The organism is Sphingobium sp. RSMS (genome assembly GCF_005406185.4).
GTDB classification, from domain to species: domain Bacteria; phylum Pseudomonadota; class Alphaproteobacteria; order Sphingomonadales; family Sphingomonadaceae; genus Sphingobium; species Sphingobium fuliginis.
Map to the genome: position 1 here is coordinate 519,903 of NZ_CM191258.1, position 17,738 is coordinate 537,640.

17 protein-coding genes are annotated in these 17,738 nt (G+C 63.9%); 5 read left to right on the forward strand and 12 right to left on the reverse strand.

Features of this window, described 5'->3' with window-relative positions:
• Nucleotides 1-102: 102 nt before the first annotated feature.
• Nucleotides 103-1,077 (reverse strand): SDR family NAD(P)-dependent oxidoreductase, encoded by a 975-nt coding sequence (locus EGM87_RS20445; RefSeq protein ID WP_137708924.1) that lies wholly within the window; start codon nucleotides 1,075-1,077, stop codon nucleotides 103-105.
• Between EGM87_RS20445 and EGM87_RS20450 the strand changes: the two genes are divergently transcribed.
• The gene (locus EGM87_RS20450) at nucleotides 1,076-1,249 is read left to right on the forward strand and encodes a hypothetical protein (RefSeq protein ID WP_171009949.1); all 174 of its coding nucleotides are present in this window, start codon (nucleotides 1,076-1,078) and stop codon (nucleotides 1,247-1,249) included. The genes EGM87_RS20445 and EGM87_RS20450 overlap by 2 nt on opposite strands.
• On the opposite strand, the gene EGM87_RS20455 is transcribed toward EGM87_RS20450, so the two are convergent.
• Together EGM87_RS20455 and EGM87_RS20460 are read right to left on the reverse strand one after the other, a co-directional pair.
• Complete coding sequence (locus EGM87_RS20455; RefSeq protein WP_061934482.1) at nucleotides 1,242-2,036, reverse strand: SDR family NAD(P)-dependent oxidoreductase; 795 nt, start codon at nucleotides 2,034-2,036, stop codon at nucleotides 1,242-1,244. The two genes, EGM87_RS20450 and EGM87_RS20455, sit on opposite strands and share 8 nt — an antisense overlap.
• Nucleotides 2,037-2,047: 11 nt before the next feature.
• On the reverse strand, nucleotides 2,048-2,662 hold the full coding sequence (locus tag EGM87_RS20460; protein ID WP_137708923.1) for an EthD family reductase: 615 nt from the start codon (nucleotides 2,660-2,662) through the stop codon (nucleotides 2,048-2,050).
• A gap of 83 nt (nucleotides 2,663-2,745) precedes the next feature.
• On the opposite strand from EGM87_RS20460, the gene EGM87_RS20465 reads away from it, so the two are divergent.
• Together EGM87_RS20465 and EGM87_RS20470 are read left to right on the forward strand one after the other, a co-directional pair.
• Nucleotides 2,746-3,375, forward strand: coding sequence for a TetR/AcrR family transcriptional regulator (locus EGM87_RS20465; RefSeq protein WP_061934486.1), 630 nt, complete (start codon nucleotides 2,746-2,748; stop codon nucleotides 3,373-3,375).
• Nucleotides 3,376-3,513: 138 nt separating this feature from the next.
• Nucleotides 3,514-4,302, forward strand: a complete 789-nt coding sequence (locus EGM87_RS20470; RefSeq protein WP_025550582.1) for an SDR family oxidoreductase — start codon at nucleotides 3,514-3,516, stop codon at nucleotides 4,300-4,302.
• Between the two features lie 37 nt (nucleotides 4,303-4,339).
• On the opposite strand, the gene EGM87_RS20475 is transcribed toward EGM87_RS20470, so the two are convergent.
• The gene (locus EGM87_RS20475) at nucleotides 4,340-5,242 is read right to left on the reverse strand and encodes an NADP-dependent oxidoreductase (RefSeq protein WP_025550584.1); all 903 of its coding nucleotides are present in this window, start codon (nucleotides 5,240-5,242) and stop codon (nucleotides 4,340-4,342) included.
• Between the two features lie 169 nt (nucleotides 5,243-5,411).
• On the opposite strand from EGM87_RS20475, the gene EGM87_RS20480 reads away from it, so the two are divergent.
• The gene (locus tag EGM87_RS20480; protein ID WP_099186909.1) at nucleotides 5,412-6,350 is read left to right on the forward strand and encodes an SDR family NAD(P)-dependent oxidoreductase; all 939 of its coding nucleotides are present in this window, start codon (nucleotides 5,412-5,414) and stop codon (nucleotides 6,348-6,350) included.
• On the opposite strand, the gene EGM87_RS20485 is transcribed toward EGM87_RS20480, so the two are convergent.
• From EGM87_RS20485 to EGM87_RS20515, 7 genes are all read right to left on the reverse strand, one after another.
• Nucleotides 6,347-7,429: a phosphotransferase gene (locus tag EGM87_RS20485; RefSeq protein ID WP_137708922.1), complete on the reverse strand. Its 1,083-nt coding sequence runs from the start codon at nucleotides 7,427-7,429 to the stop codon at nucleotides 6,347-6,349. The genes EGM87_RS20480 and EGM87_RS20485 overlap by 4 nt on opposite strands.
• A gap of 278 nt (nucleotides 7,430-7,707) precedes the next feature.
• Nucleotides 7,708-8,283: a TetR/AcrR family transcriptional regulator gene (locus EGM87_RS20490; RefSeq protein ID WP_171407215.1), complete on the reverse strand. Its 576-nt coding sequence runs from the start codon at nucleotides 8,281-8,283 to the stop codon at nucleotides 7,708-7,710.
• A gap of 97 nt (nucleotides 8,284-8,380) precedes the next feature.
• Nucleotides 8,381-8,761 carry an SMP-30/gluconolactonase/LRE family protein gene (locus EGM87_RS20495; RefSeq protein WP_137708920.1) on the reverse strand — a complete coding sequence of 127 codons (381 nt, stop codon included), beginning with the start codon at nucleotides 8,759-8,761 and terminating at the stop codon, nucleotides 8,381-8,383.
• A 155-nt stretch (nucleotides 8,762-8,916) separates the two neighbouring features.
• On the reverse strand, nucleotides 8,917-9,921 hold the full coding sequence (locus EGM87_RS20500; protein ID WP_025550594.1) for a phytanoyl-CoA dioxygenase family protein: 1,005 nt from the start codon (nucleotides 9,919-9,921) through the stop codon (nucleotides 8,917-8,919).
• 85 nt (nucleotides 9,922-10,006) lie between these two features.
• Nucleotides 10,007-12,331, reverse strand: coding sequence for a TonB-dependent receptor (locus tag EGM87_RS20505; protein ID WP_137708919.1), 2,325 nt, complete (start codon nucleotides 12,329-12,331; stop codon nucleotides 10,007-10,009).
• Between the two features lie 81 nt (nucleotides 12,332-12,412).
• Nucleotides 12,413-12,844 (reverse strand): carboxymuconolactone decarboxylase family protein, encoded by a 432-nt coding sequence (locus EGM87_RS20510; protein WP_137708918.1) that lies wholly within the window; start codon nucleotides 12,842-12,844, stop codon nucleotides 12,413-12,415.
• Nucleotides 12,841-13,695, reverse strand: a complete 855-nt coding sequence (locus tag EGM87_RS20515) for an SDR family NAD(P)-dependent oxidoreductase (protein WP_102999963.1) — start codon at nucleotides 13,693-13,695, stop codon at nucleotides 12,841-12,843. Before EGM87_RS20515 ends, EGM87_RS20510 begins: the two co-directional genes overlap by 4 nt.
• Before the next feature lie 420 nt (nucleotides 13,696-14,115).
• Here EGM87_RS20515 and EGM87_RS20520 point away from each other — a divergent pair, with 420 nt between their 5' ends.
• A complete protein-coding gene (locus EGM87_RS20520; RefSeq protein ID WP_171407216.1) occupies nucleotides 14,116-14,943 on the forward strand; it encodes a helix-turn-helix domain-containing protein in 828 nt (275 codons plus the stop codon).
• A 56-nt stretch (nucleotides 14,944-14,999) separates the two neighbouring features.
• Here EGM87_RS20520 and EGM87_RS20525 read toward each other — a convergent pair whose 3' ends face one another.
• The gene (locus EGM87_RS20525; RefSeq protein WP_137708916.1) at nucleotides 15,000-17,573 is read right to left on the reverse strand and encodes a TonB-dependent receptor; all 2,574 of its coding nucleotides are present in this window, start codon (nucleotides 17,571-17,573) and stop codon (nucleotides 15,000-15,002) included.
• Nucleotides 17,574-17,738: the final 165 nt, after the last annotated feature.

Genomic DNA, 17,738 nt, shown 5'->3' on the forward strand with positions numbered 1-17,738 from the left:
CGGAAAACCGGTTCTCGCCCTTCGACAGGCTCAGAACAGGCTTTTCCGCCCGATGCTTTAGCTCGATGCCCGGTCCGCCAGCGACCGCGAGGCATGTTCCGGTCAGATCAGGCCTTGGCGGCGCGCCGCTTTGGCGACGGCGGTGAATTCATCATAGACGGTCAGAGGTTCATGAACGATGGCGTCGTCCGTGACGCTGCCCCAGTGAGCGGCAATATCCTCCACGCTGGGCGGCATAGGCCCCATCGGCGCAACCCAGCCATCGGCGGCGCAGATGCGCACCTTCGCGTAACGGCCGCTATTCTGCGAATAGATGCCGTGGGTGGAAGTGCATTGTTCGCTGACCAGATATACTGCCAGCGGCGTATTGAACGCCACTTCGATGCGGCCATCGCTCGCGGCGTAATCGGCGCCTTGCACCGCCTCCGCAAAGGCGGGGATTTCCATGAAACCAGCGTCCATTTCCGCTGCCAGCCGGGATTGCGCGGTGGGCAGCAGCAGGTTCGACGTGATGCCATAGGCCGATCCCTCTATGGCGACGATATGGCTGAGGCCCATGAGGCCGCCCTTTGCCGCCGCGTAATTGGCCTGCCAGGCGTGGCCGAACATGGCGGATGCCGAACCGGTGAAAAGGAACCGGCCGTAGCCGTTTCGACGCATTGCGCGATAGGCGGGCTGGGCGACATAGACGGCCCCTTTCAGATGCACGTCGATGATCGCGTCGATCTGCTCATCGGTCAGATCTTCGAACCGGCCATTGCGCAGGAAGCCTGCATTGTTGATGCAGATGTCGACCTTGCCGAAGGCATCGAGCGCGGTCTGGACAATGGCCGCGCCTCCCTGTCGCGTCGACACGCTGTCGTAATTGGCGACCGCTTCCCCGCCCTTGCCGCGAATTTCCTGGACCACCAGGTCCGCCGCATTATGCGATTGCCCCTGCCCCGATCCGCTGCCTCCCAGATCGTTCACGACGACCTTCGCGCCGCGCCGGGCAAGCTCCAGCGCGTAATCCTTGCCCAAACCGTTGCCTGCGCCGGTGATGATCGCCACGCGGCCGTCGAAACGCAAATCGGTCATGTCCATCCTCTTCTTCCATTCTCTTTCGGCCCACGCGTTCGTCACGCGCGAACAGGCGGTCATCCACGGCAAGCGGCAGCCGGGGCGATCCTATCCCTTCGCCGGATCGGCGCCAGCATGGGCAAGAAAGATCGGCTATTCGATGAAAACAGGCGTCAGGGCACTCAGTTGACGCTCTGGACCTGACCGCCGTCCACGCGGACATTGGCGCCGGTCATGTACCCGGCATGCGGGCTCGCGATCATGCAGACGACATGGGCGATCTCCTCGACCCGGCCGATGCGGCCGACGGGGATCGGCGTCAACTCGCGAGCGGCGCGGGCTTCTGCTTCCTCCAGGGAAATGTCGCCCCAGCCCATGTTCCGCTTGAGATTGCCGAGCCAGGCCTCGACCGCCGGAGTGAGGATCATGCCGGGGCTGACACTGTTCGCGGTGACGCCGCAGGGTCCCAGTGCCTTCGCCAGGCTGACGGTCATGTTCAGCATGGCCGCCTTGGCCGCGCCATAATCCGGGCCGAAGGCAATGGGCTGCGTGGCCGCGGCACTGGCGATGTTGATGATGCGGCCCCATCCTTTCGCCTGCATCGCGGGCAGAAGCCGCCGGATCAACCGCGCGGCGGCAATGGCGTTGAGCTGATAGGTACCCTCCCAACCCTCTTCGTCCACCTCCGTCCAATGCATGGCAGAGGTGCCCACGGCGCCGCCGGCATTGTTCACCAATATGTCGACCTCCCCGGCTGCCTTCGCCACCGCGTCCGCCCCAGCATCGGTGGAAAGATCGCCAATCGCCACGCAGGCGCCGGGGCCAATCGAATCCGCCACGGCACGCGCCTTTTCCGCATCGCGGCCATGCACAATCACGGCGCAGCCTTCCGCCGCCAATAGTCGGGCTATGCCCGCGCCGATGCCGGAACTGCTGCCCGTCACCAGCGCGCGCCTGCCTGCCAGTCCAAGGTCCATGCCTGCCTCTCCTATGCTTTCACGATATGCTCGATGGCGATCATGGTCGCGTAATCGCTGACGAACTCGGCCACGTCCGCCGTAATCACGGCGATGTCCTCCGGGCTTCTGAACAACCCGTCGCGCAGCGCCGCTTCGCTTGGAAAATGAAGATGGGCCATGCCGAACCAGGGAACCGCCGGCGAAAAACGATCCTGCACATAGCGGTTCATGCCGACATGGATTTCGCAGGCGAGCGGGATATGTTCGTCCCAGTGCCGTTCCACATCCTGTCGCGGCAAAGCTTCGATGGCGCGGATGAAGGAAAGCTGGGAAAGGCCCGGCGTGATGCCGATCGGCAAGCGCGCAGCCGCTGCCTTGCCGACGATCTGGGCGGAGGAGCGCACCTCCACCTCTTTCCAATCGGAGCGGATGCTGTGGGCATCGAGCGCGGCGTCGGACCAAAGTTCGATCACCGCATCGTAAACTGGCGGCGTCGGAACAGCGCCGGGCTCAGCCGGAGCATTCAGCCCCTTATGCACGACGATCCGCTCGGCCGCCTTGGCCCAGGCCTGCGCCGCGGCCCATTCAGGCACGGATGCGGCCATGACGGACCGCGGTCCGCGCAAAAGGATGACCCGCTTCATCTTCCCCTCTCCCTGATCGCTCTTGCGCGACCGACTCGCATTTAATAAAATAAACGGTATAGTTTTATTTCGATGGAGCAAGCGTGCCCGGCGAAGACATCACAAGACCGCGCCGGGGGAGGCCGACCAATGCGGATGCGCCGGTGCGCGAGGCCGAACTGATCGAGGCAGCGGCGCGCGCCTTTCTGATGCACGGCTATGCCGGCGCGAGCATGGACCATATCGCCGCCGTCGCCAGGGTCAGCAAGGCGACAATCTATGCCCGCTTCAACAACAAGGCCGCGCTGTTCGAGGCCGTCGCCCTCCACAGCGTCGCGTCCATGCGCAGCGATGTGCGAAGCATCGCGACCGAGGGGCGGGAACCCGCCGGGGTGCTGACGGACTTCGCCCTTCGCATCACCGGCGAAGTGGCGGAGGCGGAGCGGATCGCCCTGCTCCGTCTCGCCATCGCCGCGAAGGAACGCTTCCCCGACATAGCCAAGCGGCTGCACGGCCATATCGCTGATACGGTGGCGCCGATAACCGCCTATCTCACCCATTTGCGGGAGGCGGGGTACGAGATCGACGATCCCGCCCAACTGGCCCAGCACTTCATCAATCTGGCCAATGGGGGGCTGCGTTTCCTCCTGACCGACGACTTCACGGACGAGGCGTTTCGGCAGCAATGGGCGACCCGCGTGGTCGCATTGTTCCTGCGAGGGATAGAGCGCTGAGCGGCAGACGGCATCCATGTCGATAGGGACATGCATCAAGCATGCATTGTTTACGCGCTTCTCCCCCCTCCGATTGTCGACCTCGCGCTTTTCTGAGACGTCTGGGGGCGAGTGGGCGAGTGGGCGAGGAGACGGGATATGAGGCGCTGGCTGATCACAGGCATTTCGAGCGGCATCGGCGCGGCGTTGGCGAAAGCCGCTCTGGCGCGGGGCGACCATGTCACTGGCGCCGCCCGCGACGCGCAAGCGATCAGCGCATTCGAAGCGGAGGGCGCAGGCCGCACCAGGGGAATCGTCGCGGACATGAGCGATCCCAGGCAGGTTTTGAGGCTTGCATGCGAAGCGCTGGCGGCCGGGCATGTGGACATATTGGTCAACAATGCCGGGCAGAGCCTGTTCGGCGCGGTCGAGGAGGTCGATCTGGATGATGCGCGCGGGCTGTTCGAGGTCAATTTCTTCAGTCCCTGGGCATTGACCCAGGCGCTGCTGCCGCATTTCCGCTCGCGCGGATCGGGCACGATCGTTCAATTGTCGTCGGGCTGCGGTCTGAACGGCACGCCCGGCCTCGGCGCTTACTGCGCGAGCAAATTCGCGCTGGAAGGCTTGACCGAAACGCTGGCGCTGGAGGTTGCAGCCCTGGGCATCCGCACCATGTTGGTCGAGCCGGGCGCGATCGCCACCCGCTTCATCAGCCATGGCACGCGCGAGGCGCAGCTCCGCATTGCCGATTACGGCTTTCTGTCGGGGCAGGGCAAGACGGTGCTGGACGGCTATTACGCCACCGCCGCCAGCCCGCCGGAAGCGGTGGCGGAGGCGATATTGGCGGCGCTGGACGGCGAAACGCTGCCCCTGCGCCTGCCGGTGGGAGAGGATATGCGCGGGGCGCTGGCGCAAAAGGCATCGGCGCTGGCTGCGCTGGCCGGTTGACGATGCGGCACTGAAGACTGCGCTATCGCAAGGATTTTCAGTTCGTCAGGATGACCTTGCCGTTCAATCCGCCCGCATCGACCAGCCGCTGCGCTTCCGCCGCCTGATCGAGCGGCAGGATGCGGGCGATGGGCACGGCGATCCTGCCCTGCGCGACGGCGGCGCCCAGACGGACGGCGTCGGGACCGCTCGGGACGACCGCGAAAAATTCTGGCGCAGACGGCAATTCGTCGCTCGGGATCGGCGTGGTGGCGGCGGTCAGCACCCGGCCGCCGGGCTTCAGATGCCGGCAAAGCGCGCCGACTGCTTCGCCGCCCACAGTGTCGATGACATGATCGAAGGACGCGCCGCTCCAATCCTCCTTGCCCAGGGCGATCACATCGTCAGCACCCAGAGCGCGCACAGCCTCGACATGAGCGGCGCGGACGGCGGCGGTCACATGGACGCCCCGCTCCTTCGCCGCAAACAGGGCGAAACGGCCGACGGCGCCCAGCGCGCCCGTCAGCATCAGCCTCTGGCCCGCCTGAAGGTCCAACCCGCGTTCGACCATCTGCAATCCGGTCAGGCCAGCGGTAGGTATCGCGGCGGCGGTCGGCAGATCGAGGCCATCGGGCACCGGCGCCAGATGATCGGCGGCCACGGCGACCTGCTCGGCATAGCCGCCCTTGCGAAACGGATCGAGCATGCCGAAGACGCGGGCGCCGGGCGCAAAGCCCTCCCCGCCGATGACTTCGCCCGCCACGTCATAGCCCAGGACATGAGGGAAACCGACAGGCGCGAAGCTTTCGAACAGGCCCGCCCGCCATTTGCCGTCCGCCGGATTGACGGCCGCGGCCAGGATGCGCACCAGCGTTTCCCCCTGCTTGGGCTGCGGTGGCGGCAGATCGGCAGGTTCCAACACCTCCGGGCCGCCATGGCGGTTGATCACGATCGCCTTCACCCCTGCATCTCCTTCATTCGGCCAGGATCATCGACGCGCTCCGTTGGCGCTGATCTTGTGGCGAAGCCGGGCATCGTCGGGAAGCATGTCAGGCGCAATCATCACGTCGGTGATTAGGGTCTTAAGGTGCCAGCGGCTACTCTCCCGGCACAACTGATGGGAGCAGGATATGCAGAGACTGAAGGGCAAGGTGGCCGTCGTGACCGGCGCGGGCCGCAATATCGGCCGGGCCGAAGCGATGCTGCTGGCGGAGCAGGGCGCGAAGGTCGTCGTCAACGATCTGGGCGGCGGCCCTTATGGCACGGAGAGCGGCGACGCATCGCTGGCTGAAACCGTCGCGCAGGAGATACGCGACGCGGGTGGCGAGGCGATTGGCCAATGTTCCAGCGTGGCGACCCGCGAGGGCGGCGAGGCGGCGGTGCAGGCAGCCATTGATGCCTTCGGCCGGATCGACATTCTGGTCAACAATGCGGGGATCGTCCGCCCGGCGCGGATAGACCGGATGACGGACCAGGACTGGAATCTCTGCATGGACGTCAGTCTGACGTCGAGCTTCTTCACCTGCCGCGCCGCGGCGGCGCATATGATCGCGCAGCGGTCCGGCGTAATCGTCAATACGGGGTCGCCATCGGGCTTCGGCCATTGGGGCATGGCCAATTATTCCGCCGCCAAGGAAGGCCTTCTGGGCTTCACCCGCACCATTGCGCGCGACCTGGGGGAATTCGGCATTCGCGCCAATCTGATCCGCCCGGTGTCGCATCTGACGGGCACGCATACGCCGGAAATCGACGAGACCATCGCTGAATCGGCGCGGCTTGGCATTCCGCTGCTGTGGAACAAGCCGATGGCGCAGCCGCGCATGACCGCCCTGCCCGCCCATGTCGCGGCGCTGGTCGTATGGCTGTGCACCGATGCCGCCGCCCATGTCAGCGGGCGGGACTTCTACATCCAGGGCGACGAAGTGGCCCTGATCCCCGAACCTGAAGCGATCCGCACCAGCATCCATCCCGGCGGCTGGACGCTGGATGCGTTCGACGAGCAGGCGAACCGCGACTATCTGTTCGGCTCGATCCAGAACCGGTTCGTGCGGACGCCTGATCCGGTTTAAAGCGGACCAAGTGGCGGGGCGGCATGATCGACCGCCGCCCAGCCGAAACGCGGCGCGGTGGCGGCGTTATTCTCCTCCGCCTGCCATTCGACCGGATTCACCATCCAGTAGAACAGGCCATAGACCATATGGGCGCGGATGGCGCGCCATGCCTCTTCCTCGGACGGCGGATGGGCCACGCCATGGCGGGCCAGCGCGGCAAGATAGCCCGCGACCAGATCCCTCTCCCAAGCCCGCCGGTCCAGCGGATCGAGCGCGGAGATGTAGAAATAGGTCACGTCCTGCGCCCAATGGCCGCGACGCGTGGTCTGCCAGTCGAGGAAGCCCGGCCGCCCCTCCCGGGTGAGATACATATTGCCCAGATGCGCGTCGCCATGGATGACGCAACGCGGACCCTGCTCCCCGAAAAGGCGCAATTCCTGCAGCGCCGCATGAACCCCGTCCCGGTCGCGGCAAGCCGCCGGAATGCCGAGCGACCGGGGCAGCCCCATATAATGCGCCCATGTTTCGGGCTGGAGCTGACCGCGCCCGAAATCGCCCCAGGCTTCGTCCGGCAATGGATCATGGCGCATCAGCCAGCCAAGATCGCCATCGTCCTCCAGCGCGGGACTGTTCCACCAGCGCGCGTGCAACGCGGCCATGTCGTCCAGGAAAGCGGCGGCCTGATCGCGGGTCAGCGGCTGCTGCACGCGGCAGATATGGGCGCCGGTCGGTCGCAGATCCTCCATGACCACCATCCCCTGATCGGCATTCGCCGCGGCGTAGAGGATTTGCGGCAGCCCCAGCAGCAGGCGCGGCGCCAGCTCCGCGAAAAAGCGCGCCTCCGTCTGGTAGCAGAATTTCACCAGCTCCCGATGCTCGGCAAGACCCGCCTTGATGCACAAGGCCCGCGGCAGGCCATGGCCCCGCCCGGCATCATTATAGGTCGCCGTCACCATCATCTTGGTGCCCGTGCCCCAAAGGATTTCGTGGACGTCGAGCCTTTCGACCCGCGTTCCGGGATAGCGCGGTGCCAGCGCGTCGCCCAGCCAGGAGGCGGTGACGTCTTCAGGGACCAACGGCAACCAGGGTTCTTTCATGCAGCCTCCTCCATATGCAGCTTCGATAACAGGCAGGCGACCAGATGACCGACGAGCGTTTGCAGCAAGACATGCCCTTCCCCGTCATCGCAGCGCCGGCGGGGAATTCGGCGTCCATGGAGCGCTTGACCCCGGCGGAAAATAAGGTTCGCATGGGATGGTCCGGCAGATCGCAACATAGCCTAAGAAATCCCGCCCAGGGCTGAGGGTCAGCCGCCGACGCGCCCGGTGCCGGCACAGCCGTTCCCGGCCATCCGCGATCGGAGCAAGACCCTGCTTCACATTCCCTTCACGCCCTGAAGAACCAGTCCGACTATGGCGGCGACGTCCATGTGCAGATTGTCCGTACCCACCAACAGGCGATGCATCGGGGCCAGCACGGCGAGGTCGTAGAGGAAGCAGGCGGCCCTATCCGGATCACGTACGCCGCAATTGAGGAGAGGCTGGCGCAGCATGGCCTGCGCCTGCGTCAGCCCGTTCCGGTTCGCCGCCAGTGCCAGCACAGGCAGATTCGCCGCTTCTGCCACCAGCAAACGGTACATGGCGAGCGCATCCTCGTCCGTGGCCATCGCGTTGAGGGCGCCGACCATGCGGGTCAATATAGCCTCGTCGCTCGCGGCTTCGCGGCCGATCCGCTCGATCATGGCGAAACGGCGGGCGATGAACTGCGCCAGAACCGCTTCGAGAACCGCGCGCTTGTCCGGAAAGCCGGCATAGAGCGTCCTTTTCGACATGCGCGCCAGCGCGGCAATGGCGTCCATCGACGTGCCGGAAAAACCCTCCCGCCGAAACAGATGCGCCGCGGCGTCGAGAATGCGGGAGCGAGCGTCCAGCACATCCAGTTGCGGGGGCATGACACGCCCGACTATCGCATCATCGCCGGCCGTCACGGCTGCTGGGTCAGATCGGGGTCGAAGTCTTGCCGGATGGGTCATGATCGGTGCTCGCCCCTCATGCCGCGAAAGCGAGCGGCAGACCCGGCCGGGGCGAACGGCCGCGCAGCAGCCGACCCGTTCCGGCTGCCGTGATCCAGACATCCCGGCCATTCTCTGCGCCGAAGGCGATGTTCGTCACCATGCTATCATCGATCGGCATGTCGCCGCGCAGGCCAATGGCGGGATCGACGATGGTGATACCGCCTCGCCCAATGGAGCCGATGCAGACATGTTCGCCCGCCTCCACCGCGAAGCTGTCCGCCATGATGTGGCCCGACGCCGTGGCGGCGACTTCGCCGCTGAGGCGCCCATCGCCCAATTCCACCACCAGCGCCGATCCATCGGAAAGCGCCACCGGCCCTTCCGGAATCAGAAGGCCGCTTGCCATGACCTCCATGAACCTCTCCCATGCCTGCTGCCCTGTTCGACAGTCAGGTAGAGAGGATCGATCCCGTTCGGGCAACGGCTTTCACGCGGGCGCCGACAATGCATCACAAGTCCGTACGACCGGCCTTATGGCGCCGGGACGTGCCGGCTGTTCCGCCGGATGTTTCAGTGCTGCGGACGGATGAACATGGCGGTGCCGTGGTCGGATGCGACATAAACGGGATCACCGATCTTCACCAGCTGCGGGATTTCCTCCAGCGCCAGCGGCATGCCCGTCAGCCGTCCTCGGGTTATCCGGCAGAAACTGTCCTCATCGATGCGGAAGGTGCGCTGTTCCCCCTCCTTCGTTTCCACGGCGATGGCGCAGGCGTCGAGCGCGGCGACCGTGCCGACGGTCGGGATATTGCCCGATTTCGGCATGCCGCGAATATCCATCGACAGGCGGAAATGGCGGTCGGACCGGTTGGCAAGTCCGCTATGGGGCGTTTCCAGGCTGAACACCAGCAGGTCGCCGGGTTGGTAGAGGGCGCGGCACCAGGCATCGGCCGGGATCACATCGTCGCCGATGCCTTGGGGCGGCCGGGGAAAATCATTCATCCGGGGACGGTGCAGCCCTTCGGCAACAGCCAGGCCGCCCGTCTCCTCATCGATTGGAGCGAGCGGCATCCAGCAGATTTTCAGTGGCAGCCCCTTGTTGTTGGGACCATCGCAATGGACGAAGTTGAACCGCGAGTCCGGCCGACCCGTGCCCGGCGGCAGCGCGTGATATTCGGTATTGGGCACCCAGAAGACCTCTTCCCCGAACAGCTCCTCGAAAAAGGCGCGGATCGCGGGCTCCGCGACGAATTGATCCCGCGGATAGCGGGCCAGCAGCGGATCGGTGGCCGGCGTGCCGTCGTTGCGGATCGGAAAATCGTCGAGCGGTGCGCCATTATACACAGCCGCGTCGTCGCGCGCAGGGTCGACGACTCCCAGGTCGCGCAAGACATCCAGGTAGACGGCGCGCAACCGGCCGACAGCATCCCTGTCCAGCACGTCGCGGAAGAACCAGTAGCCGTCCCGATCCCATGCCGCATCCAGCGCCGCGCGATCGCCCAGCAGATGATTGGCGGTCCTGAGCTCGCGCATCGGCGGCGTATCAGGCGAGGTGGAAGTAATCATGTCGGCCATGTCCGGTCTTCCCATAAACGTCGGGCCAGGCCGACCCGCATCCGTCCCGCGAAACAGGACGGATGCGGGGCAGCCGCCCCCTTTTTCAGAAATGATAGCGCAGGGTCACGCCATAAGTCCGCGGTAGGCCGGGCGTGTGGCTGGTGTAGCCCAGGCTGTCGAGGTTGATGAGCAGGAAGTCGTATTTCTTCTTGGTCAGGTTGTTGACATAGAGGGCGAGGTCGAAGCCCGATCCCATGACCCGGTTCCAGCTCGCGTCCAGATTCACCAGATTATAGCCCTCTGCATCCGTATAGCCCGGCACAACCGTATCGTTCCCGACATAATCGTCGGTATGATAATAGCTGATTCCGATGGACGCATCGCCCTGAGAACTGTCCAGCGGTGCGAGCAGCCGCGCGCCCAGCGTGTAGACATTGCGCGGCGCGCGGGCGAAGGGATCGTTGCTGTGGTCGCTGCCGTCCGGATAGATGAACTTCGTGAACTTCGCGTTGGTATAGGCATAGTTGGCCGACAGTTCCAACATGGGCACCGGACGGAACAATATGTCCGCTTCGATGCCCCAGATGCGCGCCTTGCCCGCATTGGTCGTGACAGTGGTGGGGGGCAAGGCCAGCGGATCGGTCAGCAACCGCTGGATGTCGTTATATTTGGCGTAATAGGCGGCCAGATTGGTGCGCAGGAACATGCCGCCCATGCGCCAGTCGGCCTTCACCCCCAATTCGACATCGTCCACCGTTTCCGGCCTGAAGGTCCGGCGCAGCCCGGCCTCGGTCGAGGCGCGGGCGCCGAAGCCGCCGGTGCGGTAGCCATGCCGGTGCGCAAGGTAGATCAGCTTGTCCTGCGCGATCTTATATTCCAGGCTGAGATTGTAGGTGACTTCGGAAAAGCTGTCGCCCACGTTCAACTCGCACTGCGAAAGCGGCACGGCGGTTTCCGGCGTCGCGGGATTATTGTCGAGGTCGCGGGTGAAACGGCATGCGGTGGCCGTGCGATTGCGGATCGTCGCCTCGCGCTTGTCTCGATTGTAGCGAACGCCGGCCGTCAGGCTCAGGCTGTCGTTGAAACGATAGGTGCCCTGCGCGAAAGCGGCGAAGCTGCGGTTGCGGCCCGCCACATCGGTATTGCTGAACGCAGCGGTGGGATAGCCGAAAATATCTTCCGGCTCGACCAGGCCCGGATCGACGCTGCCAACCGTGGAAAGACCCTGGTTGCGACCCTTTTCCCAGAAATAATAAAGGCCGGTGATCCAGTTGAAGTTTTCGGTTTCGCCCAGCAGTTGCAGCTCTTCCGAAAACTGCGCGGTCCAGTCTATCCGCTGCTGTGGATGCAACGAATTCATGCTTCCATCCATATCGTCGAAGATGTTGTCCTTGACGTGACGATAGCCGACGATGTTCTTGACCGTCAGCATGTCGTTGAGCGGAATGGTCGTGGTGTTGGCGATGTCGTGCGTCTCCACCTTGGTGAAGATGTTCGATCCATTGGCGATGCGATAGGGGCCCCGCGCCTGCTGTTCGGCCAGCAACTGCTCCAGCGGGCGATAGCCACGCGCCGCGCGGACGGCGGCGCCGTTCAGCGATCCGGTGGAACGGACCTTGGCGAGAAAGCTTGCCGTGCCGCCATCGTCTTCGTGGAAATAATTATAGACGGTCAGCGATTCGACGCCGCTGTCGTTCTTCATCAGCACGGAGGCGCGCACGCCCTCCTGCGCGGTGTCGTTGACGTTGCGGCCCAATATCTCGTCATAGACGAAGCCGTCGTCGCGCTGACGCTGGCCGGCGACGCGCACCAGTATATTGGGCGACAGGGGCACGTTCAGCATGCCCTCCACGATGAAGGTGTCCAGATTGCCGTAGGTGACGCCGACGCGGCCTTCGAAATTGTCGGTCGGCCGGTTGGGACGGATGATGATGGCGCCGCCGGTCGTGTTGCGGCCGAACAGCGTGCCCTGCGGCCCGCGCAGCACTTCCACCGATCCTATGTCGAACAGCGCGCCATTGACCCCCTGCGTGCGCGCAAGCACGATGTCGCCCATATAGGTGGAAACGGACTGGTCCGCGAGCAGGGTGAGTTCCTGTTGGCTGAGGCCACGGATCGCGAAATTGGGCAGCGAACGGCTGCCACCCTGTCCGGGAACCGACACAAGGCTGGGGACCACGCGGCTGAGGCCCGCGACATTCGAAATATTGGCGCGCTCCAGCGTAGCGCCTGACACCGCACTGACGGAGAGCGGCACATCCTGCAACCGTTCCTCGCGCCGCCGTGCCGTTACGACGATGTCGTCACTGCCGAAGGCGGCCTGCGCATGCTGGAGTTCCTGTTCGGGCGCCGCCTGCGCCGATGCAATTGCCGGAGCCGCCGAAAGCAGGCAGGCACAGGACGACATCCAGAAACTCGAAATTTTCATGACAACCTCCCCTGAAACATTGATGTTCGCTTTTGTTGTGAAATCGTGACCGCCTCGCCGCCGGGCCGGTCGGTTGCCGCGTCACAGCAGGCCGCGTTCCTCCGACGTCGGCAGATCTTCGGGCGATATGCCGGCCTCGCGCATGGCCATGATCACCGCTGTCTGGGCAGAGGCGATGCAGGGGAAGCCGACATAGGGCGTCAGTTGGACCAGCAGCCCTTCCAGTTCCTCCACCGTCAGGCCATTGGCCAGGCCGATCTTGACATGGTTTTTCAGCTCCAGCGATTGACGCGACGCAATCAGCGCGGCGATGACGGCTATGCTCTTTTGCTTGCGGTTGATGCCTTCATGCCGCCAGGCATCGTGAAAGGCCCAGCCTGCCGCCATGCGGGTAATATCCGACCCGAAACGGTCCGATGTCGCGGTTTCGTTGAAGGCGCCGCCGAAGCGTTCGCCCATGACGCCAGTGATGAAGGCGACGCCCGATTCCTGTTTTTCATCCAGTTGGCTCATTGATTCGGTCCTTCTGTTCCCGCGTCGGCCGCCAGTTCCGCTTCGGCCAGGAAATGCGCGGCAATGGGGCCGATCCGCGTGACGCCACCGTCCACGGGCAGCAGAACGCCGGTGATGAAGCGCGCATCGTCGCTCGCCAGAAAAGCCACTGCCCTGGCGATGTCCCAGGCATCCCCTTCGATGCCCAGCGGCGCGATGGCCCGGCGCAATGTACGCAGACCTTCGGGCAGAACATGCATGGCATGGGGCGTCATGATATGGCCGGGCGCAACCGTGTTGACGCGGATGCCATCGCGGCCATGCAGGACGGCGATTTCGGCGGCAAGTTGCGCCATCGCCGCCTTCGACGGGCCATAGGCTATCGATCCATGGGCCCGCATCCCTGCGATGGAGGAAATGTTGACGATCGATCCCCCGCCCGCCGCCTTCATGGCCGGTACGGCATGACGGATCATCAGCATCGCGCTTTTGAGGTTGACGTCGATGACCCGCGTCCAGCCGCTCTCGTCCGCCGCGTCCAATGCAACGGGATCGGATATGCCGACATTATTGACCAATATGTCGAGCCGCCCGGTATGCGCGACCGCCTGCTCCACGAAATGGCGGCAGTCGGCATCGACCGTGACATCGCCGGCCAGCGTGAAGGCCTGTCCACCGGCAGCATCGATGCGGCGGCGCGTTTCCTCCGCGCTTTCCCTGTCGCGGTCGACCAGCGCGACATGCGCGCCCTCCCCCGCCAGCAGCATCGCGATGGCGCGGCCGGTGCCGATGCCGTCGCCCTGGGTTCCCGCACCCGTGACGATGGCCGAACGCCCCTTGAGGCGTGGATAGAATTTAGTGGGTTGCGGCATGGATCAGGCCCGGTCCTGCCCAGGCCCATCACGTGTCGGAAGACATGAAAATGCCGTCTCGGGCGCGCCTGTTGCGCGCCCGGCCATTTGCTCGATCATGCGAAACTCTCCCAATGGCCAAGTCCATGGCCTATTTTCTATGCATGCATCATGCGACTCTCCTGGCACTGGCGTCAGGTGCGGTTTTGACATCATGACGGGGGTAAATTACCATCCTGTATGGCTCGCGATATTGCAGTGATCGGATTTGACGGCGCATGTCTCGCCAGTATCGGCTTGTTCCTGGATCTGTTCGGCCAGATGCGCCTGCGCGTGGCGGATCAGTTTCGAACAAGAGACGACATCGGCATGCACACACGCGCCAAATTGTTGGGACCAAGCCCAAGGCCAATTCAGGTCCTGGGCGGATGGAAGTTGCAAGTGGAAGACGGGCTGGAGGCAAGGCCCCATCTCTATATCCACGTGCCCGACTTCTATTGTCCGGAGAAAGAGACGCCGGAATATCTTGCCAAACTCCATTCCGTGATCGACTGGCTCCGCAGTCAATATGCAGGCGGCGCGCATCTGTCCGCCACTGGGCGGGGAATAGAATTGTTGGCGGAGGCGGGGCTGACGGGCAATGGGCCCGTGCCGGTGACGCGAGGCGCAGCCGCGGAATTCCGCAGGCGTTATCCGCATATCCGCGTCAACACGACGGACCCCATTGCCGAAGTCGACCGGATCATGATGGCCCGCGGTATGACGCACGAAATGAGCCTGCTCACCCGCCTGATCGGCAGGCTGTTGTCACCGACCATGGCAGGGACGCTGGCGGACGCGATGGGCATGGAATCGGACCGGCCCGGCCTGTCGGACGATCCCCTGGTGGCAGCGGCGCAGATGTGGCTTTCCGAACGGGCGTCGCGCGGGCTGCATATCGGCATGCTCGCGACGCATCTTGCGGTGAGCCCGCAGACACTGATCCGCCGGTTCCGCGCGAAGCTGGGCATGACGCCGCGGGACTATCTGCGGCTGGTGCGGATGCGCAGCGCGCAGTCGCAGCTACGCGATACCGATCGCCCGGTTTCGCAGATCGCGACGCTGATCGGCTATAACGATCTCAAATCCTTCCAGCAGGCGTTCCGCCACCATAGCGGGATGAGTGCGAGCCATTATCGCGCCCTCGTCCGGAACGGCGGCGATCCGCTTCCCTCCCCATCCGGCGCGGCGGGCGGCTCCGATTTCGCGATGCCACTGATATTGTGCTGAAGCTGCGGATAATGCATGCGAATGGGGGACCGGCAGATGGCCGATCCCCCGATCGATCAGAACTGGACGCGGAATTCGCCGCCCATCGTCCTTGGCGGTTGCAGATAGGTCGCCGCCTGGGGATAGGGCTGCGACGCATTGAGCGCATTGCCCGCAGGGAATAGCTGGCCCAGATCGACATGGTTCAGCAGGTTCTTGACCCAGAAGGCCAGTTCGCCTTTCACCCCGTTGCCAAGCGGGATTTCGGAGATGCCCGTGCGCATATTGATGCGGTTGGTGAAAACGCCGGGATTATAGCGCGGCGAAGGCGAAGCGGCGGTTCCGGTCGAATTGACCACCGTCAGCAGCTTGTAGGGCGCGCAACATGTCATTTTCGAGCTGCGCGTCCAGTCGAAATGGATGTTGAAGACGCCGGGGTCGAGCGGCCGGCTGAAGTCCACGGAAACGGAGCCGGCATGTTTGGCCGCGCCTACGCCCAGCAGTTGGAGGAAGGATGCGCCGGGGTGGGCCGCCATATCGGCGGGCGATACGACCAGGGCGCCGGCACAATTGCCGGCCGGGGCCGCCGCGCACGGACCCGACGACAGGATGCTCGTCCCATTGGGTTTGAACGTGGTCAGTGTCCGCGGATCGATCCCGATCAACCGCTTGTTGCTGTCGACATAGGTATAGTTCGCCGCCAGGCTCAGCCCCGGCACGATCCGGGCGCTCAATTCCACTTCCAGCCCCTTTGCCCTGTAGGGAACGGTGACGTTGAACGTGTCGGAAATGCTGGGGTTCGTTGCCGGGCTGGTCTGAATGGATTGTTGCTGATCCTCGACCTTATATTTGAAGGCCGCGATGTTCAAGGTCACGCGCCTGTCGAACCATTGGGACTTCATGCCGATTTCCCAGGACTTCAAAACTTCGGTGCCATAGGCGGTGAACACCTGCGAACGAACATTGGCGCCGCCATCCCGGAAGCCGGAGGCATAGCGGACATAGGTGTTCATGTCCTCGGTCAGCTTGACCTTGGCCGTGAAGGCGGGATCGACGCGCTTTTCCTTCGCCTCGTTGCGCAACTGCGTCGGCAGGATCACACCGTTGAAGATGTCGCGCCGGGCCCTCTTGGTGTCGTCGCTGTAACGCAGGCCCGCGGTCAGTTCCAGCCGCTCTTCCAATATGGGCGGCGTCCAGCTTGCCTGACCGTAGGCCGCATAGGCGTTCGTCTTGGAAAATTGGCGGATGAAGCCGCCATTGGGCGCGAAAGGACTGTAATAGGGCGCGCGGCTGGGGCCACCGCCCGGCGTGCAGGGCGCTCCCGCTATGCCCGCCGGACAATTGGTGGAAAAGCCGGAATCACGCTCATCCTGCACATCTTCGTAGAAATAGATGCCGCCGACCGTGACGTTGAAGCTGGACGTCGTGTAGATCGCCTGAAGTTCCTGGCTGAAAACCTTGGAATCCAGATAATTGCTGGCCCATGCCTGCACGGGCGACGTTCCCAATGACGTAACCGCCCCGCCATAGTTGATGGAGCGACGCAATCCGGTGATCGACTTCAGCGTCAGCGCGTCGCTGGCGCCATAGGTCAGGTTCAGCACATGACCGCGATTCTTCGTGATGAAATAGAGCGAGGGAATCGCGAAGGGCGCTCTGTCGGGATATTTGTCGAGATCGAGCGGAAACTGCTGATAGCGTCCTCCATCGGTCGTGAAGATCGTGGCCGGGCCTGTGGGCGGCACGGTGATGCCGCCATTGGGGTTCTCGATCGTGCCGATATTGGGAGATACCAGGATTTGCGGAAAGGCCTGATCGTCCTTTGCCCAGACATTGTCATAGGCATAGAAGATGTTGAGATCGCCGAAATCGCGTTCCACCGCAACCCTGCCGCCATAGGTCTTGAGCTGGCGGAAGTCCCTGTCATAGTCTCCAGTCTTCCAGTGAAAGGATGAATAAGGGCTTGAAACGGGGGTTATGTTTTGCAGGAGAGCGCTCTTGACGTTCCGGAAATACCCACCCCGCTTGCGGTACATGCCCGACAACTGAATACGGAATCCCGCGATTTCCGGCATGTCTAGACGCCCCTTGAGCTCATAGGCATCGAAATTGCCGATGCCGGCGCGGAAGTCTCCTCCCAGCACGCCGCTTGGCCGGCGGGAAACGATCTGCACAACGCCCGCCTCCGCATTGCGGCCGAACAACTGTCCCTGCGGCCCACGCAGCACCTCGATGCGTTCAGGCGTGATAAGGTCGAGCGCGCCGCCCTGGGCTCGCGGAATGTTGATGCCGTCGATATAGAAGGCCACGGCATTGTCCTGCGTGCCCTGGGACGCATCCGATGTCCCATAGCCGCGCATCTGGAGCGCTACCCCGGTCTCGGTGCCGTTGAGCGGATAGGAAGTAAGACCGGCGATCTTGCCCGGCCCCAGATCGTTGAGATTTTCGATACCCCGGCTGCGCAGCGTGTCTCCACTCAGCGCGGTGACGGCAAGCGGCACTTCCTGCAGTCGCTGTTCGCGCCGTGTGGCGGTCACGACGATGTCTGCATCTCCAGCCGTGGCGCGGCCGCCCTGATCCTGCGCGCTGGCAAGAGAGGGCATGGACAGGGCGGACAGGGCCGCACTGGCGAAAAGAAGCTGCTTTTTCATGGACGTCTCTCCCTATGATTTTGTTCTATGAGCGAGCGATGCGAATGCGCCTCCCGAACGGTTCCAAGGATGCACGGGAACCCGGCGCGCGTGATCCGGAGCAGGCGGAAGCATGCCGAGACAAAGAAAGCACCTGCCCGCATCGCGAACGATGAGGCAGGCGGA